General features: G+C 45.0%; 24 protein-coding genes. 8 read left to right on the top strand and 16 right to left on the bottom strand.

Translation table 11 applies throughout. The features are described from left to right. The first annotated feature begins 18 nt into the window (after positions 1 to 18). A complete protein-coding gene (locus tag ACX5KA_RS14655; protein WP_458731511.1) occupies positions 19 to 387 on the top strand; it encodes a YbaN family protein in 369 nt (122 codons plus the stop codon). 91 nt (positions 388 to 478) lie between these two features. On the opposite strand, the gene ACX5KA_RS14660 is transcribed toward ACX5KA_RS14655, so the two are convergent. From ACX5KA_RS14660 to ACX5KA_RS14735, 16 genes are all read right to left on the bottom strand, one after another. After that, positions 479 to 1,645 carry a hydroxymethylglutaryl-CoA reductase gene (locus ACX5KA_RS14660; protein WP_458731512.1) on the bottom strand — a complete coding sequence of 389 codons (1,167 nt, stop codon included), beginning with the start codon at positions 1,643 to 1,645 and terminating at the stop codon, positions 479 to 481. A gap of 207 nt (positions 1,646 to 1,852) precedes the next feature. Then, a complete protein-coding gene (locus tag ACX5KA_RS14665; RefSeq protein WP_458731513.1) occupies positions 1,853 to 2,500 on the bottom strand; it encodes a tetratricopeptide repeat protein in 648 nt (215 codons plus the stop codon). Positions 2,501 to 2,688: 188 nt separating this feature from the next. After that, positions 2,689 to 3,390, bottom strand: a complete 702-nt coding sequence (locus tag ACX5KA_RS14670) for a tetratricopeptide repeat protein (RefSeq protein ID WP_168533657.1) — start codon at positions 3,388 to 3,390, stop codon at positions 2,689 to 2,691. Between the two features lie 15 nt (positions 3,391 to 3,405). Beyond that, positions 3,406 to 4,251, bottom strand: a complete 846-nt coding sequence (locus ACX5KA_RS14675; protein ID WP_239245018.1) for an SDR family oxidoreductase — start codon at positions 4,249 to 4,251, stop codon at positions 3,406 to 3,408. 65 nt (positions 4,252 to 4,316) lie between these two features. After that, on the bottom strand, positions 4,317 to 4,988 hold the full coding sequence (locus ACX5KA_RS14680) for a TenA family transcriptional regulator (protein ID WP_014975712.1): 672 nt from the start codon (positions 4,986 to 4,988) through the stop codon (positions 4,317 to 4,319). Positions 4,989 to 4,991: 3 nt separating this feature from the next. Beyond that, entirely contained in the window at positions 4,992 to 6,506 is a 1,515-nt protein-coding gene (locus ACX5KA_RS14685; RefSeq protein WP_458731514.1) for an AMP-binding protein, read from the bottom strand. Then, positions 6,496 to 7,239, bottom strand: a complete 744-nt coding sequence (locus ACX5KA_RS14690; RefSeq protein ID WP_458731515.1) for a thermostable hemolysin — start codon at positions 7,237 to 7,239, stop codon at positions 6,496 to 6,498. Before ACX5KA_RS14690 ends, ACX5KA_RS14685 begins: the two co-directional genes overlap by 11 nt. Positions 7,240 to 7,355: 116 nt before the next feature. Next, on the bottom strand, positions 7,356 to 9,167 hold the full coding sequence (locus ACX5KA_RS14695) for an ArnT family glycosyltransferase (RefSeq protein ID WP_202941149.1): 1,812 nt from the start codon (positions 9,165 to 9,167) through the stop codon (positions 7,356 to 7,358). Then, entirely contained in the window at positions 9,164 to 9,841 is a 678-nt protein-coding gene (locus tag ACX5KA_RS14700) for a TVP38/TMEM64 family protein (RefSeq protein WP_458731516.1), read from the bottom strand. Before ACX5KA_RS14700 ends, ACX5KA_RS14695 begins: the two co-directional genes overlap by 4 nt. Continuing rightward, positions 9,831 to 10,568, bottom strand: a complete 738-nt coding sequence (locus tag ACX5KA_RS14705; protein WP_283625827.1) for a glycosyltransferase family 2 protein — start codon at positions 10,566 to 10,568, stop codon at positions 9,831 to 9,833. The genes ACX5KA_RS14700 and ACX5KA_RS14705 overlap by 11 nt, the downstream gene beginning before the upstream one ends. Before the next feature lie 90 nt (positions 10,569 to 10,658). Further along, complete coding sequence (locus ACX5KA_RS14710) at positions 10,659 to 11,360, bottom strand: hypothetical protein (RefSeq protein WP_283626961.1); 702 nt, start codon at positions 11,358 to 11,360, stop codon at positions 10,659 to 10,661. After that, positions 11,357 to 12,121: an FTR1 family iron permease gene (locus ACX5KA_RS14715; RefSeq protein WP_239240135.1), complete on the bottom strand. Its 765-nt coding sequence runs from the start codon at positions 12,119 to 12,121 to the stop codon at positions 11,357 to 11,359. Before ACX5KA_RS14715 ends, ACX5KA_RS14710 begins: the two co-directional genes overlap by 4 nt. Beyond that, entirely contained in the window at positions 12,111 to 12,476 is a 366-nt protein-coding gene (locus ACX5KA_RS14720; RefSeq protein ID WP_239240137.1) for a cupredoxin domain-containing protein, read from the bottom strand. The genes ACX5KA_RS14715 and ACX5KA_RS14720 overlap by 11 nt, the downstream gene beginning before the upstream one ends. Beyond that, positions 12,460 to 13,749 (bottom strand): sensor histidine kinase, encoded by a 1,290-nt coding sequence (locus ACX5KA_RS14725; protein ID WP_458731517.1) that lies wholly within the window; start codon positions 13,747 to 13,749, stop codon positions 12,460 to 12,462. Before ACX5KA_RS14725 ends, ACX5KA_RS14720 begins: the two co-directional genes overlap by 17 nt. Position 13,750: 1 nt before the next feature. Beyond that, a complete protein-coding gene (locus ACX5KA_RS14730) occupies positions 13,751 to 14,416 on the bottom strand; it encodes a response regulator (RefSeq protein WP_014975721.1) in 666 nt (221 codons plus the stop codon). 74 nt (positions 14,417 to 14,490) lie between these two features. After that, positions 14,491 to 15,390 (bottom strand): ABC transporter substrate-binding protein, encoded by a 900-nt coding sequence (locus tag ACX5KA_RS14735; protein ID WP_015066272.1) that lies wholly within the window; start codon positions 15,388 to 15,390, stop codon positions 14,491 to 14,493. A gap of 271 nt (positions 15,391 to 15,661) precedes the next feature. On the opposite strand from ACX5KA_RS14735, the gene rplM reads away from it, so the two are divergent. The 7 genes from rplM to ACX5KA_RS14770 all read left to right on the top strand — a co-directional run bounded on the left by rplM (position 15,662) and on the right by ACX5KA_RS14770 (position 20,833). Beyond that, positions 15,662 to 16,090, top strand: a complete 429-nt coding sequence (rplM, locus tag ACX5KA_RS14740) for a 50S ribosomal protein L13 (RefSeq protein ID WP_014948329.1) — start codon at positions 15,662 to 15,664, stop codon at positions 16,088 to 16,090. A gap of 12 nt (positions 16,091 to 16,102) precedes the next feature. Continuing rightward, complete coding sequence (gene rpsI, locus ACX5KA_RS14745) at positions 16,103 to 16,495, top strand: 30S ribosomal protein S9 (protein WP_014948330.1); 393 nt, start codon at positions 16,103 to 16,105, stop codon at positions 16,493 to 16,495. 436 nt (positions 16,496 to 16,931) lie between these two features. Continuing rightward, positions 16,932 to 17,564 carry a ubiquinol-cytochrome c reductase iron-sulfur subunit gene (gene petA, locus ACX5KA_RS14750; RefSeq protein ID WP_458731518.1) on the top strand — a complete coding sequence of 211 codons (633 nt, stop codon included), beginning with the start codon at positions 16,932 to 16,934 and terminating at the stop codon, positions 17,562 to 17,564. 1 nt (position 17,565) lies between these two features. Continuing rightward, positions 17,566 to 18,831, top strand: coding sequence for a cytochrome b (locus ACX5KA_RS14755; protein WP_458731519.1), 1,266 nt, complete (start codon positions 17,566 to 17,568; stop codon positions 18,829 to 18,831). Beyond that, the gene (locus ACX5KA_RS14760) at positions 18,828 to 19,562 is read left to right on the top strand and encodes a cytochrome c1 (RefSeq protein ID WP_014948333.1); all 735 of its coding nucleotides are present in this window, start codon (positions 18,828 to 18,830) and stop codon (positions 19,560 to 19,562) included. The genes ACX5KA_RS14755 and ACX5KA_RS14760 overlap by 4 nt, the downstream gene beginning before the upstream one ends. A gap of 168 nt (positions 19,563 to 19,730) precedes the next feature. After that, positions 19,731 to 20,363 (top strand): stringent starvation protein SspA, encoded by a 633-nt coding sequence (gene sspA, locus ACX5KA_RS14765; protein ID WP_012517332.1) that lies wholly within the window; start codon positions 19,731 to 19,733, stop codon positions 20,361 to 20,363. After that, the gene (locus ACX5KA_RS14770; protein ID WP_014997382.1) at positions 20,360 to 20,833 is read left to right on the top strand and encodes a ClpXP protease specificity-enhancing factor; all 474 of its coding nucleotides are present in this window, start codon (positions 20,360 to 20,362) and stop codon (positions 20,831 to 20,833) included. Before sspA ends, ACX5KA_RS14770 begins: the two co-directional genes overlap by 4 nt. The last annotated feature ends 61 nt before the right edge of the window (positions 20,834 to 20,894 follow it).

The raw sequence follows: 20,894 nt of genomic DNA on the forward strand, positions 1-20,894 counted from the left end.
ATTGGGCGTAACCGTTTTATGAAAAAAATACTGTATTCTACACTGGGGCTGTTTTTAACGCTTCTTGGCATTATAGGCGCGTTTTTACCTGTTATGCCGACCACGGTATTTTTGATAGGTGCGCTTTTTTGTTTTACTCAATCTTCACCGCGCCTTGAAAACTGGTTACTTCAACACCCTAAATATGGCCCCAGTCTTGTTGCGTGGCGAAAACATGGTGCAATTTCGAAAAAAGTGAAATGCATAGCGTGTTGCAGTATATTGGTGAGCTTTATTCTGGTTTGCCTGTTCGCATCAATGCCTATTCCAGCTTACATAGGCATAGGTCTATTTATGGGAATAGGCGCGTACTTTGTTGTTACGCGCCCTAGCATGCCTGCTGTATAATTTCTCTATACAGAATTTACTTACCTTCTTCAGTAGCGCACAGTTTATTCAAACTGCATTGCTAAGCGTTAGGTGGCAGGTTTAAAAAACTTTAACGGTTTCTACCCAGTCGCTCGTGACTGCTTACCCATTCGTCTGCGACGACTGCAGAACCCAGCGACAGATCGCCACACAATACGGTCGCAGCGACAATTTCCGCAAACTTATTTACGCTGCCCCTTTCTGTGCAGCCAAGTACGCTTAAACATTCGTTTTGTGTAGCTAAACCGGTTCCACCACCGTATGTAGCAACGATTAACGATGGAATAGTAACAGAGAAGTAGTAGTCTCCATTTGGCGTAATTTCAGCGTAGGTAAACCCCGCCGACGACTCAGCCACATTAGCGACATCTTGCCCACAAGCGATAAACATGGCGGTGATGCCGTTAGCGAAGTGTGCGCCGTTATTAACACTACCTGCCATTAGTGCGCCCATATTTGAATACTGGCGCTGTTTAAATAATGCTTCTGGCGGGCAATGCATAATGTCAGTCATTAGTTTTTTTGGCAGGGTTATTTCTGCTACAACGCGCTTTCCGCGGGTATGCAGCGAGTTTAAGTGAGAGTGCTTTTTATCGGTATCAAGATTAGCGGCTAGTACAAAGTGCTCGATAGGACGTGGGTAGTTCGCTTGTATCCACTCACAACCCGCTTTAGTGGCTTTACTTACCATGTTCTGACCTGCCGCATCGCCGCAGGTGAAATTGAATCTTAGCCAGCGAAGCTTAGACGCAGCGTACTGCTCGATATCCCTTAGTTTGCCCACGCTGGTGGTTTTATCACTGGCGCGTTTGATGGCTTCAAAGTTTTGCTCAACCCATTTGCCAAATTCGAGGGCTTCTCTTGCGTTAGAAAACGCGAACATAGGCGCTCGCTGCATGGCATCGTCAATGACTGTGGTAGTTATGCCCCCAGCCTCTCTTGTTAAGCGCATGCCTCTACTGTAGCTGGCGGTCAAGGTGCCCTCTGTTGTTGCCATTGGCACATAGAACTCACCTTTGGCATGCTCTCCGTTCACTAGCATTGGGCCTGCAAAGCCAATAGGCACCTGTGCAACGCCGGCGAAGTTTTCTATGTTTCCCGATAAGGTTTCGGGCGGTATGGAATAGTGTCCTAAGTGGTTTAGCTGAGTGCCGGTCTCGCGCGCAATGAATTCGCGGCGTGTTCGGCTCATGTCATCGGTATAGTCGTTGTCTGAGGAACGTGGGATTTTAGGCATTGGGCCACTCCTTTTTTCTTTCATAATAGGAGTGCTGATACCGAATGAGAACTGTTTACAATTTATACATGAGGATAAGTGCCACCTATGTATGCGCTTTTTATGTAGAAAGGCGTTAAATTCACCTTTCTACACGCAAAAAGCGGGGATGTTGCTTATTTCGAATTCATAAGCGACACGCGATAACCCCGCATAAAGCAAATGATACTATACTTTTTTATCCAATTTTGACTGAAGTATAGCAATCTCTTCTCTGCGTTTTTTATCGGCTAGAGGGCGGTTGGCTTTTTCAGGGGCGTTTTGAGCACGGATTAAGAACCCTTGGGCTTCTTCGTATTCACCATCGTCGAAAAGAAACTCAGCATAAAAGAAGTTTTGGTCCATACCTTCTGGGTTAATTTCTAATGCACGCTTAAATAATTGTTTTGCCTTCTTATCGCTTCCAAAGCTAACTGGCCAGCCTGGTACTTTATGATAAAGTGCCGCTAATACAGTGAGTGCCGTCCCCTCTAATACCGCTTCCTCTTTTTCAATGGCACGTTCTAAATTTTCCTTCGCACTTTCAGCAAAGTCCAGGGCACCTAAACCGCCTTTCGCACTTGCAGTACTTGATTGAGAGATAGCTAGCCAGGTCAGTGCTTCAGCGCTATTTTCTGATTGCTCGACTAACACTTTCGCCTGCGCAATCAGTGCAGAAAATGCCTCTAATTGGGCTTCACCTTCAAGCTCATAGTTCGTTTTTGCCCACGCGTGTTGTAACGGTAGTAAATCAGGGGTGTTTGCATGAACCGTAGATATCGACAACGTAGTAATAAGGATGAATAGAAAAGGAGAGAAGAAATTCTTTTTCTGCATGAAAAGTCGCCTTTATAAGATAGAGGTAGTTAGGAATAAACGAGATAACTCGACGAAATTGTTAGTAATTTCATGAATTATCGTTGAATCGGCGGCTAATCTAACGGTATTTGCAGCGAAAATCTAATACTTGTTGAAAATGGAAAGGCAATAAGAGCATTGCCTTTCCCTGTATACCTTTAGGGTGACTAACTTTTTCTCGCTATTTTCGCTTCCAATAAAGCGATCTCTCTTTTGCGACCTGAATCTGCAATAGGACGATCAGCGCGCGCTGGGGCGTCGAGCGCTTTCTTGGCAAACTTGAGAGCTTGCTCGTATTTTCCATTATCGAACAAGTACTCGGCGTAGAAATAGTTGGGGTCTATCCCGTCAGGGTTTATTTCAAGTGCATGCTTCAGCAATTTCTCAGCTTTTTTGTCGTTACCAAAGCTAATAGGCCAACCCGGAAGCTTATGGTACAGCACGCCTAGACTGGTCATCGCTGAGCCCGAGAGTGCATTTTCATCTAGTCGCATTGCATGTTCGAAACTCTTACGAGCATCCTTTGCGTAGTCCAGAGCACCAAGTCCCCCTTTGGCACCGGCTGTACTGGATTGAATTATGCCTTGCCAAATCAATAACTCAGGGTTATTGGGTTCCGCCTTTACGAAAGATTTAGCGGTATTAATAAGGGCGACGAATGCTTTTTCCTTTTCTGCATCATCAAGTTCATAGTTAATATGTGCCCATTGATGCTGAAGTATCTTTAAAGGGCTGGTAGCCGTTTCGCTTAAGGCTGATGTCGGCGCTGTACTTTCTGTGACTTCGTTAGCTTGAGCCATAGCAGTGTGACTTAATGCCAAACCGAGTCCCAGAATTACCGTGGTGCTAAGCGTGGTTAATTTCTTCATGATAATGTCCTCGTGTTAAACCAGCTTGTTACCCAGACGGGTTTCGTTTTGAGCGCTGGTCTGTTTGTCTTGTGATTGCGTTTTTTGAAAGGCATAGCGTTTAATTGTTGGAAGTTTCTTTGCCAACGCATTGTCAACAACACTAGGAACTAGCGCGTTAAGCTTGGCAAAAAAGCGTTCAGCACGTCCGAGCGCGACCCTTGGCAAATTGTTTTCTAACTGTTTAATGAATGCTTGCGCTACTGCATCAGGCTCGTCTGTCTGGTTGCCCAATGCCTCATTTAGCGCATTAGCGCGATCGTCATTTATGTCGGTACGCGTTGCGCGTGGCGCTAGATAGTGAAATTTAATTTTGCTATCGCTGAATTCTCTGTGCATCGCTTCCGTCCAGCCTTTCAAAGCGAATTTAGTTGCGCAGTAGGTTCCGTGCGCAGCAAAACCTATGCTTCCAAAAGCTGAGCCTACATTCACGACGTGCGCAGACGGTCTACGTTCGAGTAACGGCAGTAGGCGTTGGGTTAGTAGCATCGGAGCCAGCATATTTGTCGACACAATTGACTCGATTGGGGTGCCCTCAAACTCGCCCACATAGGTAATGCCAGCATTGTTAACCAGAATACTTAAAGGAAGTCGTTGGCAGGCACTTACTACTCTATCTCTGCCTTCATCTGACGTAATGTCAGCCACAATGGCAGTATGATGAAGGGTTAAATTTTGTTGCAGCTGTTCTAGCTTCGCCTTACTTCTGCCAGTTAGGATAATGTGCGCGCCTTTTTCATCAAGCGCCTTGGCTATTGCTTGACCAATACCGCCAGTTGCACCTGTAAGAAGTACCACTTGATTACGCCACTGAATATTCATTGTATTTACCTTAACGTGTTATCAATTTACCTCGGGGGATAAGCACCAGAGGTAAACCCTTGAATTCAAGCAACCTGTTCCAAGCCGTGTTCAGGTGTTAATTCGCGAAAGATATCTCCGTATAAGCGATAAAACATGTTCGCGCTGTGAATGATCATTTGCTGCTCTTTGGGGTCAGTAATTTTGTTCATAAGCCCTTCAAAGAAAACAATGTGCTCTTGGTCTAGCGCACCGTGAGAGGTAAGGTATTTAAACGCTGATTTAGGCAGAGATAACTTGTCTTTGATTTGTTTTGCAGCCGCGTCGGCAAGCGCAATACTTGTGCCCTCTAAAACGAATACCATGCCGAAGAAATACAGTGGGCTTTTGCGTGCTATTGCATCAAAAGCATAGGCAACCATTAATTCGGTGGCGGGTGCAGGCTGACTTATCCTCGCCTGTTCTTTATCAACGCCACAGGCTGCAAGGTCGTTAAGGATCCACTCTTGGTGACCCATTTCTTCTTCAATGTATTCACCAATTGCTTCTCTTAGCCATTCCTTATCTTCGTTGAGTTTGGCACCTGTAGCCATAAGCAGGGGAACAGTAAACTTAACGTGATGATAAGCCTGTTGAAGAAAGGCAATATAGTCGTTTAGGTTAAAATCACCGTTAAAGCAGCGTTGTATAATCGGCGCCTGTAAGAATGACTGTCTGGCATGTTCGGTGTTGCTTTGAAGTTGCTGATAGAAGTTCATAAATTATTCCTTGATAACAAATTGAGAAGAAAATGCTGTTGTACTTTGAACGCTGTACTGGTGTTGGTCTTGGCCCTGGTAGAGCATGTCTAAGTCAGTCGCGTAGCGGGCAATTATTGCGTCACGTTTCAGTTTTCCCGTTGGGGTAAGCAGTTGGTTTTCTGGCGTACAAAGACCGATGGTGGCGAAATTAACAACTTGCGCATAGTCAGGTAACTGCTTATTGATAAGCGCCACGGTGCTTTGAATCTGTGTATTAGAAATAGTATTGGAAGCGGGTACGAGGAGCGCGACACAGTAGGGTTTAGCTTCGCAATACACCAAAGCCTGCCTAAACAGTCCCGTTCCCAGCAATAAAGATTCAATCCACTCTGGCGATACATTTCTGCCAAAGCTGTTCACCATTATGTTTTTTATACGCCCATTCAGCGTAAGTGTGTTGTCAGAAAAAAAGCCTAAATCGCCGGTTCTGACCTGGGTCGGATAAAATGAGGAAGGTTGATTCAGATAGCCCAGAAAGTGGTTGCCTGTAACTACAATTTCACCCTCTTCGATGTGCAGTTGATTATGACCAAGCGTTTTTCCGGCACTGCCCATCGTATTGCAATTGGGCGTGTTCAATGTTGATACTGATACCGCTTCAGATAAGCCATAACCTTCAAATACTGGTAGTCCCTTCGCTTGAGCTTGCGCCAGCAAAGTGGGCGCTACATGTGCACCGCCAACAGCAATGAACATTAGTGATGAAGGTGGTGTCCAGCCCTGATTACATGCCTGTACTAGCACCATTAGCAAGTCGGGCACCAAGATCACAGACGTTGGTTGAACACGGTCTATCAGTGACAGCAGTGCGTTTGGATTGACGAGTTTGCTTCCTTGAAATCCGCGCTCAGATGCCGTGGCTAAATAAACCGTGCCGCCGTGGTACAGAGGGGCGTAAACACCTGCAATATTTTCAAGTAGGGTAGACAATGGCAGTAAACACAGGTGGTTCACTATTTCTGGTTGAACAGCGCGCTCAATAGAATGGGCAACTTTCCATTGAGATTCAGTTGACAGGCACACGCCTTTCGGTGAGCCCGTAGAGCCAGAAGTAAAGGTTATTTTATTAGTACCTACAGGTGTGTATACACGAGAGTCATGTTTGAGTGGATGAGCGACAATGTCGTGTTCGCTATCAATAACAGTCGGTGACTCACTCCATTCACTTAGTTCACCACCGCGATTGGTCAATAAAAAGTGACACTGGCTCTCATTTAATACATGTTCTTGTTGGGAAGCGGTAAAAAATAGCGGAACGGGGACACAGCAGACGTTAGCCTGTTGGCAGGCTAAATCAGCAATCACCCATGCAAAGCTATTGTCAAAGGCAATGCCCACCCTCTCGGCATTGTGGTTTGTTATCCAGCTTGCGAGGCTCTCGACGGCGCTCAAAAGGGCGCGGTAAGTCATTGAACCGTCTTTGCATTTCAGCGCAACGTCATCGTCGTGCCCGTTTATATACTGATTAAGCAACATACGCTGTTTCCTTTTTTGTGCAGATATTTTGCGTTAACGCATCCACATTTGCGGAAATAAGCTCAATTGCACGTTGGTAATGAGCATTAAGTTCAGGGCAGCCAATTATGTGTTGGGTTACGTGATGTAGCGACAGGGCAGTAACCTGAGGAGCGGTGTCATAATAGGTGCCCCAGTCATCGCTATTCCCTTTAAGTTTTGACGCATCGGCTTTAACAAGGGGGAGGAGTTGAATACCCGCGCCCATGAGTAAAGAGGTGAGCTGTGAGGTCGCACTGAAAACCAGATATTTGCTACCACATCGTTTTAAAACGAAGAACAGGGCAAATAACAAGGGGAGGGTATAGCGCGATGCACTGCTAAAAAGGTTACCAACTTCAGCAATATGCGCTCTGTTTACTGTTATCCCTTGTAAGGTGAGGGCAGTTTCTACCGAAGTGTTAAGGTATTGCTCTATAAAAAGAGAATTATACTGACCATCATAGGCGGCAAATCTTGCGCCTGCGGCGGCTTTAACTCCCTTAGCGTCAAGAGCAAACAGCATAGGCATAAAGGAAGTCACTCGTGCGTTGTAGCGAGCTTTAAAACCACTCGCTATAAACGCTTCAATACGGCGGCGGGCATTATGTCCATGTTTTGCCGCGATAAAGGTTATAGCGGGCTTTTCCTTTGAGACAATCGCAGATTGCTGACTAGCAATCTGGGTTGGAACTGAAGCTAAAACGTGACTCATAAACATGCTCATTGGTTTTGCGATGTTATGAGTATTTACGCGAGACCTTAAGAGAACCTTAAGTGGGAAAAACTTTTACAAATGTCAGTCCAAAATGTTAAGAACGCCCAAGCTAATTAATCGCTTGAGCCGTCATAGCTATTAAAAACTGGGCCGTTAGCCGGTAAATCACAGGTAGCGTTCGCAGCAGTGGCAGGAAGCAATAACCATTCGTCACGGTGGGCTACGCCCAGTGAAGTGGCTTGTGATAAGTCTACACACTGAAATTTGTAGTCACTTGGAACTAACAGAAAGCGTTGACGTATTGGAGGTCTAACCCGCTGGCCTGAAATCTTTGTCTGCTCGCGGGAAGGCTCGGAAGTATCGGTCAACCAAGCCCACGCTGTACCGTTTTCTACTTCTTTCGGAGTATGGTAACCAAAATGAGCCATTTCAAAGGGTGAATAAAGCAAATACTGTTCTTTAAAGCTGACTATCCCTACCTCGAAGGCAGTTGAATCCTTCGTCAACATATTACTTATTTGGCTTTCTGCATTTTGAAGGACTATACGGGGAGTACGGTAGTCGTTTAGCAGCCATGCACCGAATGTGGAAGGAATTACAGTTAAAATGAAAAGCCATGCCAGTAATTGGCGGGCGAGTAATTCTCCATCCCCTGCGTTGCGCTTTTTATTGTAAACATAGTAGACAATATGAGTACAAAGCCCAGCGAAACCGAGTACAAGTAATACAATGCTTAAACGAACAAGGGTTTCGCTGTCGCTGTCAAAGCGCGTCATAAGCTTAACAGCGGTGGGCTCGTGAAAAAGCAGTGCTAAGCCAGCAATCAATAAAACGGCAGAGATTAACGAAGTAACTGCGCGCGCAAAAAGCATCAATCCTCTTGATACAGTCGAATTCGCAAGTACCAGACCTGCAAGCATACTCAACGCAGGCAGTGCCGGTAGCACATAAACACCACGTTTACCTGGGCTGATACTAAAGAAAATGACAACCAATATTACCCATATCAACAAGGATGAGTAAGCGGGGTTGTGAGTAAGTACATTTTTTAACGACTTAGCTTTTGATACAAGTATGGCAATTGGAGTTATCCAAAATACAGGAATAACTTCAACAATATAGTAATACCAGGGCTCTATGTGGTGCCAGGCATTGGCATATCGCTCAGCCGTTTGTTTAAACAAAATGTTCGACAAGTATTGTTGTATTTGAGGCTCTTGTTTTATCAAACCAAGATAAAGCAGAGGTGCAAGCCACATCGCCACAACTGATAGCATGATTAAGGGGCCAAACAACATGCCCAATGACCACTTGCCGCGATGTGAGCCGCTGGTAAATGCGAAAAATGCAATGGGGATAAATAAAAGAACAGGTAAAAAGCCAACGCCTTTGGTTATGATCCCAAGCCCCATAAAGAACCATGCTGCAAAGTACCACCGCCAATTAACATGCACATAAAAGTGCTGAATGAGTCCGTAGACGCCAATCCAAATAAAGCAGGCGACAAGGGCATCTATTTGAGCGAATTTGGCTTGAATAAGAAACTGAGGGCTCAGTAGAAGTACGAGCATACTCAACATTGCCGCTTTTTCATTGGCAAGTCTTAGCGATAGCTTGTAGGTTAACCCCAAAGTGACAAGGCTTGCGATAGCGTTAGGCAGGAGCATAGCCACCTTTAGGCTACCCGTAATAAGGTAAAAGAAGGCAATACACCACATAAACACAGGGGGCTTGTCTGGATAAATTTCGCCACCGCGCATGGGCACAAGCCACTGTCCGCTGTTCACCATCTCTTTTGCGACCAATGCGAATCGAGGCTCATCGGGGGGCCAAGCATCTCTGAAACCCAGACCAACAAATATCAGAGCACAGGCAAAAAAGAACAGGGTAGAGGCATGGCTATTTGAATTAAGCATAAGCCTCACGACGGCTCACTCCTACGAGCAATGCCTGATAAGGATAGAAGTAGAAGAAGGCTAATGATTAAGCCACCAATTTGTAAAGGCTGTTCGAGGGAACTGACAAATCGAGAACCGCTTCCAAGCAAGGTAAATAAAAAAGTTTGAGGCGCAAAGCCGATTGCACTTGCAGCAATAAACGGGACAAACGGAACGCTTAGCACACCTGCGACGGCGTTTGTGATTAGGTTGGAGCCAACAGGGAATAAACGAACAATTAGCACATTGCGAAAACTGCGTTTGGCCAGTTTGTTTTCAACAGGCTTTAATCTTGTACCTAAAAGACGGACGGCAAGTGAGCGCAGAGGGCCATTTGCTAATGCATAGGCTATACATGCTGACAATACCGTTAGCAACAAGGCAATTAATCCTCCCTGCAATGCGCCAAAGCCCACTCCGCAAAAAAAACTGACAGCCTGACGGGGAAAACCCATGGTTAAAAGTACAACACAACCACTCAGTATCATGCACAGCGATTGCCAATTTAAATTTGAAATATAGGCATTCAACCAATCTGTATCATCACCGTGCTTCCATACTTCACCAGTGACCTCAAGCGACACATAGCAGATAAGCGCGATGCTTGCTGCCCCGATGAAAAACTGTATGAAGCTTTTGAGGCGGCGAAGATTAGTCTTCATGACCAATTCCGCTGGCAATGTGATTAAGTTTGTTTCTGTACATTAGCCATCTGACGCCAAGCATATCGATGATCCCTGCCCAGCCACGATTCCACGCTGTGTAATTTGATTTACCTTCTAAGCGCGCGCGATGATTAACCGATACACATACCACTTCTCCCCCAAGCCTTTTAGTTAAAGCGGGAATATATCGGTGCATATGGTCGAAGTAGGGCAAAAGTAAAAAGGTACTTCTTGGGAGGAGTTTCAAGCCACAGCCCGTGTCTGGTGTGTCGTCCTGCAGGATCCACTGGCGAACACGATTGGCAACTTTAGACTGAAATCGCTTCCACGGGGTATCTTTTCGCTTTTTACGATGTCCGATAACGCAGAAGTGCACTGTATTAGTGTCTTTAGCTGCGCGAATAAGTCGCGGTATATCAGCAGGATCGTTTTGCCCGTCAGCATCAAGGGTGATGATCCACTTTCCTTTTGCCTGTAAAACGCCGTGAAAAACCGAAGTGCTTTGACCGCAGCTCATAGGGTGGACGATGACACGACAACTTACCGGCAAGGTGCTTGAAAGGTTATGCAGCAAGGATAGGGAGTCGTCGCTGCTACCGTCATCAACAACAATAATTTCTGTCGTTGTACTTGGAACCACTTCTGCAATTTCTCGTAACAAAGCAGAAAGGTTTTTGGCTTCATTTTTAGCAGGTAAAACAACACTGACGTCAAACTGGTGCATAAGAATATTTGGTAAATCATCGAATGACGTGCACTTTAAATGTTGAACCTTAAGGAAAGCTTAAGTTAGGCGCTAAAGTGCAAACTTGCATTAAAATTCGTATTCCAACGACATGCGAAGTGTGTGATCTTTACTGTCACCATTTAGTCCGGCAATAAAGCCCAGTTCCCATTTTAACTGCTTTTGTCGGTCAAAGCGTTTTATACCCATGAATGCTGGACCAACCCCGGTAAAATCCTCTGCTACATACACTTCCAATCCAGGTTGTACTTCAGGGATCCAGCGATACCTAAACTTGGCTTTAAATTCGCTTTCCCATTCATTCTCAACAGTTTGACCCCACTCGTACACCAAGCTAACGTTAGTTGTTAAACTGAATTGGCCAAATTCTTTTTCTGTTAATATCCCCGCTTTAACTTCCCAGTCATCGGTATTGTGCTGCTTTTCCAGCTCAAACAGCGTTGCCCAATCAGCCCAGTATCGCCCTTGTTCAGTCATCATCCAGCGTAACTCTACTTCGTAGCTTTCTAAGCCAAAATCTTCATTTTCATCCCGCGCACCGACAAGGTATGTCTCGAGGATCATAAATTCTGAAAGTGCATGGCCGAATGAGAAGCGTTGCATTAAAACATTGCCATCGTCATTTTGTCTTGAGGTAAGTCGCCACTCAAACTCACGTTCAAAGGGTAATACATAAGGGTGATAAACCTTATCTACGGTAAAATTATCTGCATAACCGTTACTTGAAAACACGGCGCATAATGCGATAGCAGTAAGGAGAAAACGTCTCACTGTGCGACCTCCTGAATTTCATCAGAGAATCTCTTTTTTGAAGAAAAGAAAGCAATTAAATTAGGCACGATAAGTGCGAAGAAAAACACCAATAAATAGCTCGTCGAGGGCGTAGCCTCATAGCCAACGAGAGAATTCAGAAGATGACCATATTCGCTATTGTCGCTAATTATTGTGCTGCTATCCCATAGCTGCCTTGGCGATGGGAAGGTGTCAGTTTGTTCCAATAGTAATGCGATATTAGCGGTTTGAGCTGCCACAAATGTGGTTGCAAAAAAGTATGTTGCTCGCTTGCTAACAAAATGGGTGAGCAAAATATTAAGTAGAATCGCGATGCTAATACTTATACCCAGACCAATAATAGTGCCCAAGAGCAATAACGTACTATCACTATTACGTGATAACTCGGAAACAAAATAAACTAAAAAGTGCAGCGAATTGGGTAAGCCAATACCTATTACTAGCAGGGTGAGGCCTAGACTGAACCTATTTGAGATACGTGACGGCAAAAGTACAACAAGGCACATACCCAACCACGCAATAAAAAACAGTATTGATTTGAGATACTCAAATCCGGCACCTTCTGATAGCTGCGATACCAGTCCTAGCTTGGGGTAGGTAAATACAGCGAGCAATACCAGCAGCAACACCCGCCACGCAACGGCAAGCGTAGACACACGCGGCAGCGCCAGCAATACACTAATGAGCAGGAATATGGGCAAGGTGTCACGCAAGAAGAGAACGACAGTATTAATTAGCATCCAGCATGTCCTCTTTGTTTTTAACTATTACCTTTCCTACGGCGCTATTAGGATGAAACTCGCCAAAAAAAGGATACTCACCGGCTTTTAATGGGCCAATAAAGATGGTCCCTCGGCTTTTCGCAAATATCACTTTTTCTCTGTTCAACGAAAAGCTATCTATTTCTTCGGGAGTATCATCGAAATTGACAAAGGTTAGCTTTACTTTTTGCCCTGCAGGCACAATCACTTCCTGAGGAAAGAATAAGTGCTCTTTAATTTCCACCACCACTTCAGGTAAGGCGAACGCAAGGGGCGTATAAAATGCACAAAGGGCTGAAAAGCAGAATAAAGAAATCTTAGAGTATGTAGTCATTGGAAAATGCCACCCTAACTTCTAATCCCCCGAGCGAACTTTCATCTAAAGAGAGCTCAGCCCCGTGTAATACAACGATTTGTTCTACAATGGCTAGCCCCAAGCCGCTTCCCGAGTGAGGGGAGCTGTTAGATGCTCTTTTGAACCGGTTTAGCACGACAGCGCGCTGGTCAGCAGGGATGCCTGGCCCAGAATCGCATACGCTTAAAATAAGCTCGTCTTTCCGTCGTTCAATCCTAATTATTATTTGTGCACCGCTAGGCGAGTATTTACTCGCATTGCTCACTAAGTTCTGAAGCAAGGTGTAAAGGACAAATTGAGAACTTAGCAACCAGGCCTCTTCTCCTTCCAGTGCTATCTCTTGGTTTTTATTTTCAATAGCGCCGTATAGGTCACTAATTACCTCTTGCGCGACCACGTGCACATTTACAGGTTCTCGCTGTTCTGCAAACGTTTCTGGGCTGGTGCGAGTAAGCAAAAGGAATTGATTTACCGCGTGGATCATTCTGTCAGTGTCTGCTTTAAGGGGAGCTAACACGTGGCCTTTTTCACCTAACTCGTTCGCTATATTGTGAATGTTTATTTTCATCACGCTGAGCGGAGTTCTAAGCTCATGCGCTGCGTTTGATGCGAATTGCTGCTCTCGTTCGAACGCTGAATTTAGTCGCGTGAACATAGTGTTTAACGTACTAACAACAGGGCTAAGTTCACTGGGCTCACGGGATAACGCAAAGGTAGAAAAATCATTACCCTGTCGGCTGGCAAGGAGTTTTGATAGGTGTTTTAACGGCGATAGTCCCCAAGTAATGCCAAAAAAGAGAATGAATGCAAGAATAGGCACACTAATTATAAAAGGGGTGATGGCGGCTACAGTTAGCGAGTCAGTTAAAGTGAAGCGACTACTTACGGGTTGAGCCACCATATACCAGCTATCATTATTCGGGTTAAACCGGGTATGTACCCGCCAGCGTGTACCCAGTGCGTTTACTTCAGAAAAGCCCTCGGAGAAGCTGGTTAATGGCGTGCTTAGCGCGTCAGTAGATGAGCTGGCCAGCTTACCATGTTTCCATACTTGGAAGAAAAGTGTCTGTTGCTGTGTGCGGGTGCCGCTATCTACGTAAGAGATTGCGCGGGATAGCTCAACTAATTCGTTATCTAACAAGGTATTCGATATACCCAGCGTTGCGCGGTAGCCTTTAAGTGCTGCACTAAATATCACTAAAACAAGCGCGCTGATCAGTGTTAGAATTAGAAAGCGGCGAATTGAAGACAATTCACTCCCCCGATTTTGAAATGCAATAACCGACGCCTCGAATAGTCTTAATAAACTCAGGAGGCATTTTTTTACGCAAATTACTCACGTGTACTTCTATTGTGTTGCTTGCCACTTCCTCTCCCCACTCATAAAGTTTATTTTCCAGCTGATCTTTACTCAGTATGCGCCCTGCGTTTTCAATAAGCGCTTTTAGTAGCATGAGTTCACGTCGAGGTAAGTGAACGTTTTGATTGTCGATAGTAAGCGTATGATGGGCAGTATCAAGGCTGACATTCTTAACACTAACAATGGTGTGAGATGCTGTGCTCAGACGACGCTCAAGTACTCTAATCCTAGCTAACAGTTCTTCTATTTCAAACGGTTTAGGTAAGTAATCGTCGGCGCCTGCATCTAAGCCAGAGATTTTGTCTAGCGTTTTGTCCCGTGCAGTTAAGATCAAAACAGGAAGCGTTGCGTTTTTCTTTCGAATAGATTTTAGTACGTCGAGGCCATCTGTGTCGGGTAAACCCAAGTCAAGAATGACAATGTCACTTTGGCCCGCTCGAAGCGTTGCAAGGGCATCTGCGCCTGAATAAACACAGTCTACCGTGAAGTTGGCATTCTTTAGTGAAAGGGCGAGGGCGTCAGACAACGGCCTATCGTCCTCTACAAGCAGTACACGCATAAAAAACTCATTGATAAAAAACAAATCAAAACACTAAACGAGAGACCTTAAGAAAACCTTAAGTGCTTAGTGTTTTACTCTGACATCTCTTTTTCGAGCGCGCGTATTGCTATATCTTTGTATTTATCCCAACGCGCGTAATCTAGTTTATAAGGTATTGTTGGGTTGCCGAGCTTGTGAATTTTTCTACTTTCAGCATCGGCAAGCATTTCTGCTTTTCTGTGCCCTTCGAAGCTATTGAAGATACGTTCGAGTTCTCCATCGTCTAGAATCCTGATAAGACCTAATCTCAATCTATTCGCGAGGGCAGGGTTATCTGGGCTAACAAAAAAGTACTCATAGTTGGGGTATTTTAATAGGTGGAACTGCTCTAAAGAGACATGCTTATCTTTGTGGCGTTCTAAATCGCGGTGTACTTCGATAATATTGCGGGGAAAGGCGTCGACAAGGTTGCGAGAGACCATTGAATACATTGAGCCAAACCACGAACTCCAATCTTCTCCTTCAACTCTGTACCCATTAGCCGTTAAGACATCCATATCTGGCCAATCAGTGCCTTGAACCATTGTAAGGTTTTTCAAGGTTCGGCTATCGGCATCTTCGGTGAGTTCGCTTTGCCGGGATGGGTTAATAACAAGCACTCTGAATCCAGCAAATCCTTTGAGTAAAGGAAGCTTAATAGGAATGAGCTTTTGTTCTCGAGTCTGGTTCGTTACGCTCCACAGTACGTCTGCTTCTCCCTTTAATAGGGATAGCATCTGACGACTTTGCGTCATGGGCTGAGGATGAGGGACAAGGGTTATATCGCCATATTCCTTTGTTGCCTTAAATACGGCATTGAGCACAGCTACGTGATAACTTCCATAATCATCATCGGCAAACGCACGTGTATATACTAACTCCTCAGCATTTACACTGGACAAAAGTAGCGTGTGTAGCATCATCATTGAAGCTACGAAGCGAGACATTTTCATTTGTTTTTATATTGGTTCCGAACACAACAGTTTGACGTTACCTTAAATCTGTTTCTGTGTCATCGGCAGATGATGGAATTTTATCCATATTTTTTGTGCTTAGGGGTTCGCATTTCCTTCAATTCCTGTATAATTCGCGCCCTGCCCAGTTACGCCCACCTTTGGGAAGGTGGAAGAATCAGCCGGCTCGAAGGGGTCATTGTGTTGATTTTAAGGTGATTTCTGGTGTTCAGAAATCAGTAACGACGATATTATTCGGGTGAATTTGAAAATGAAAACTTTTGTTGCTAAGCCAGAAACGGTTCAACGTGACTGGTATGTGGTAGACGCCACAGACAAAACTCTAGGCCGTTTGGCTTCTGAAATCGCACTACGCCTTCGTGGTAAGCACAAGCCAGAGTACACACCTCACGTGGACACTGGTGATTACATCGTAGTAATCAATGCTGAGAAAGTTGCGGTAACAGGCCGTAAAGCGCAAGACAAAATGTACTATGCGCACTCTGGTTACCCAGGTGGTCTTAAAGAGACAAACTTTGAAAAACTAATTGCTCACAAGCCAGAAATGGTTATTGAAAAAGCAGTTAAAGGCATGTTGCCAAAAGGCCCTCTAGGTCGCGCAATGTTCCGTAAAATGAAAGTTTACGCAGGTGCAGAGCACAAGCACACCGCACAGCAACCACAAGTTTTGGACATTTAAGGAGCTATTAACATGGCAGATACTCAATACTACGGCACAGGCCGCCGCAAAAGTTCTACTGCTCGTGTGTTCCTACGTCCAGGCACAGGTAGCATTAAAGTAAACCAACGCGCTCTTGACGAGTACTTTGGTCGTGAAACAGAGTGCATGGTTGTTCGTCAGCCACTTGAACTTGTTGAAATGACTGAAAAGTTTGACGTATACATCACTGTTAAAGGTGGTGGTTCTAACGGTCAAGCGGGTGCAATCCGTCACGGTCTTACTCGTGCTCTTATGGAGTATGATGAGGCACTACGTCCAGCACTTCGTAAAGCTGGCTTCGTTACTCGTGACGCACGTCGCGTTGAACGTAAGAAAGTTGGTCTACACAAAGCGCGTAAGCGTCCACAATTCTCAAAGCGTTAATTTTTACGTTTTTTGTATTTGCAAAAACCCGGCTTATGCCGGGTTTTTTTGCTCTTTTTTCTATCACAAGTTGTTTGCGTGCCACATTCAGTAGAGTCTTCAAGCCTCTACAATTCATAACAAAGGTTTAATTTTCTGGAGTTATCTAACCAAATATTCTTCGAAACCTTGATTTCAGGCCTTTCCCTCAGTAAACCTAAACACACCTTTTGAATTAATTTATCGCTTAAATATCAGTAAAACCTTGTGTTTATAAGGGCTTTTCTTTTATCATTTGCGGTCGAAAATTTTGAAAACTTTCGTGACTTCGTAAATCAGTAAATTTTTGCTGTTATGTCGCTGTCATGACAAGCCATATGATGCATGACGCAAGCGTGATAAAACCAGTATAAGCTTGGGTTACACATCATAATTATCCAAACCTGGAGAAATGTGGATGAGCAATGTATCTGTAGATGCAACAGAGTCTGCACACAATGAAAACCAGCCAGAAAACAACAATCGTCGTCGGTTCTTGACCGTTGCCACGTCGGTAGTTGGTGGTGTAGGTGTCGTTGGTGCTGCTGTGCCTTTTATTGCGTCCTGGAATCCAAGCGCCAAAGCGAAAGCCGCCGGTGCTGACGTTGAAGTAGATATCAGCGGGATTGAGCCTGGACAGTTAGTACGTGTGATGTGGCGAAGCAAGCCTGTGTGGATTGTACGTCGTACGCCTGAAATTCTTGAAGAACTAGGCACGCACGAAGATAAGCTGAAAGATCCTAACTCTGAAGCTGAGCAGCAGCCTGCCTTTGCTCAAAACCGTTTCCGTTCAATGAAGGAAGAGTACCTTATCCTTGTTGGTATCTGTACTCACCTGGGTTGTTCTCCACAGCATCTTAAAGACGGTGCATTTGAAGAAGTGGTTGAAGGCGTTCCAGATGGATTCTTCTGCCCGTGCCACGGTTCGAAATTCGACATGGCTGGACGTGTATTCCAAAACGTTCCTGCACCGTTGAACCTGGTTGTACCGCCATATCAATTCGTTGATGACAATAACATCATCATCGGTTCAGAAGCGGAGGCCGTGTAATATGAATGCTTTCCTAGGTTGGATTGAAGAGCGCATCCCAATGATGCGCGTTGCGAATATGCACGCTCTTCAATATCCTGCTCCAAAGAACATGAACTTCTGGTATGTGTTCGGTTTTCTAGCAACTATTGTTTTGGTTAACCAGATTGTTACTGGTATTTGGTTGACCATGAACTTCGTTCCATCTTCAGAAGGCGCATTTGCTTCTGTTGAATACATCATGCGTGAGATCGACTACGGTTGGATCATCCGTTACATGCACAGTACTGGCGCATCGGCGTTCTTTATTGTGGTATATCTACACATGTTCCGTGGCATGATTTACGGCTCTTACCAGAAGCCTCGTGAGCTTCTATGGGTGTTTGGTATGTTTATTTACCTAGCGCTTATGGCAGAAGCTTTCATGGGTTACGTTCTACCTTGGGGACAAATGTCTTACTGGGGTGCGCAGGTAATCGTATCACTATTCGGTGCTATTCCTGTTGTTGGTCCTGACCTTGTTATCTGGCTACAAGGTGACTACGTTATCTCTGGCGCTACGCTTAACCGTTTCTTCGCACTTCACGTAATTGCGCTGCCTCTGGTTATCGTTATTCTTGTGTTCCTTCACATCATCGCTCTTCACGAAGTGGGCTCTAACAACCCAGACGGTATTGCGATTAAGCACAAGAAAGGCTCACTGCCTGAGTCTGAAAAGACGAAGTATGAAATTCACGAGTACTACACAAGCAAGTACGACATTGCTGATGACGTGTTACCGTTCTTCCCGCACATTGTTCTTAAAGACCTTGTGGCGTTCTGCGTGTTCTTAGCACTATTCACTTATGTGCTGTTCTTTGCCCCTGAAATGGGTGGTAAGTTCCTGGAACACCCTAACTTTGAAATTGCTAACCCGCTGAAGACTCCTGCGCACATTTTCCCTGTTTGGTACTTCACGCCGTTCTACGCCATTTTGAAAGCGGTACCTGATAAGCTGTTCGGTGTACTTGCCATGTTTGGTGCTATTGCTGCGCTATTTGCTCTGCCTTGGGTTGACCGTGGTCGCGTTAAATCATGGCGCTATCGTTGTGGCCTACACAAAGTAAATCTTATCGTGTTTGCAATTGTGTTTATCTTCCTAGGTTACTTAGGTGGTACACCACAAGAAAACTGGAAAATCATTGCATCGCAAGTTGCAACGGTAATGTACTTCGGTTTCTTCCTAGCACTGTTCTTGTACAGCAAAAACGAAAACACTAAACCTGTGCCAGAGAGGATTTCTAAATGAAAAAAATGATGTGCTTTTTAGCCTTCTTCCTACCTGGCGTAGCGCTTGCGGCAGGCGGGAACGTACACCTAGATAAAGCCCCTATCGATTTAACCGATAAGGCGTCTTTACAACGCGGTGCACAATTGTTCATGAACTACTGCTTAGGCTGTCACTCAATGAAGTATCAGCGCTATCAGCGTTCATTCCAAGACTTGGGTATTCCTGACGAACTAGGTCAAGAATACCTGCAGTTCACGGGTGAAAAAGTGTCTGACTACATCACTCGTGCAATGCCAGAAGAAGCCGCTGCTGGCTGGTTCGGTGCTGCTCCACCAGACTTAACGCTAGTGGCTCGTGTTCGTGGCGAAGACTGGATTTACACTTACCTGCGATCTTTCTATGTTGACGAAAGCCGCCCATTTGGTGTGAACAACACAGTATTCCCAGAAGTAGGTATGCCACACGTACTTCAACCACTTCAAGGTACGCCAACACGTACTTATGAAGAGCAAATGGTTGATGGCGAAATGGTTAAGCGTTATGTAGGCATTAAGTCAGATGGTACTGGCGCAATGTCTCCTGACGAGTACGACCAAGCCGTTGCCGATATCGTGAATTTCCTAGAGTACACAGGTGAGCCTTCTAAACTTGAATCTCACAAAATCGGTAAGTGGGTACTTATCTTTATCGCAGTATTGTTTGTATTTGTTTACTTACTGAAGAAAGAATACTGGCGAGAAGTGCACTAATCGCGCAGATTTATGTATAATATGAAAAGGGGGCTTCTCGCCCCCTTTTTTTGGTATTTACTCGTGCTACCTGAAAACCCTTCCCAATAGGCTCTTCAGGTAGCACGAGTTAACGTAATAAGCTTACCGTTTGTAAGCGTAAACTTGTTTCTCGACGGAGGAAATTGAATGGCCGTAGCCGCGAATAAACGTTCTATTATGACGTTGTTCTCTGACACAATTGATATTTATAGCCACCAGGTGCGTATTGTGTTGGCAGAAAAAGGTGTGGGTGTTGAAATCAGCTATACAGATCCTAGCAACTTGTCTGAAGATCTGTTGGAGCTTAACCCTTACGGTACTGTTCCAACTCTAGTTGATCGCGAACTTGTACTTTACAAGTCGCACATCATCATGGAATACCTTGATGAGCGTTTCCCTCATCCACCACTTATGCCGGTTTACCCAGTATCACGTGGTCAAAGCCGTCTTATGATGCACCGCATCGAGCAAGACTGGTACTCGCTTGCTGCCCGTATTTTCCGTGGCGAAGGCGACGTAGAAGCAGCGCGTAACGAGCTACGTGAAGCATTGCTATCACTAGCGCCTGTATTTGGTGAAATGCCTTACTTCATGAGTGAAGAGTTCAGCTTAGTGGATTGCTACCTTGCTCCGTTATTATGGCGTTTACCTGCACTAGGTATCGAACTAAACGGCGCTGGCAGCAAAGAAATTAACGCTTACATGAACCGTATTTTCTCTCGTAGCTCATTTAAAGCGTCTTTGACTGACCAAGAGCGTGAGATCCACAACCCGCTATGACATCTATGACGTCAAACCAGCCCTATTTGCTTAGGGCTTTTTATGAGTGGATTGTTGATAACGATTTAACGCCGTACATTGTGGTAGATGCAACCAACGAGTTGGTTGAAGTCCCTCAGGAGTTCGTGAAAGATGGTCAAATCGTCTTAAACGTATCGCCTAGTGCGTGTGTTAACTTTTCTCTTGATTTAGATGGCTTATCGTTTCAAGCACGCTTCTCTGGGCAACCCAGAAGATTAAGCATGCCTTGTGAAGCGGTAATGGCAATTTACGCAAGGGAAAATGGTGCAGGTACGGTATTTGCCACTGAAGAAGATGTGGCCCGTGCTCAGCAAGAGCGTACAGATACGTCTGAAGATACGCCTCAACCTAGCGGCCCAACGTCGCTGGAAGATGCTGATGCAAGCGACGTGAAGGACGCACCTGTTCCACCTAAAAAGGGTAAGCCTACCCTCAAGGTTATTAAATAGCTTATTAAGTAACTTATTAAATAGCTTATCAAATAACGTATTAGCCTGGTTTTGTGAAGTT

The organism is Alteromonas alvinellae (genome assembly GCF_902705805.1).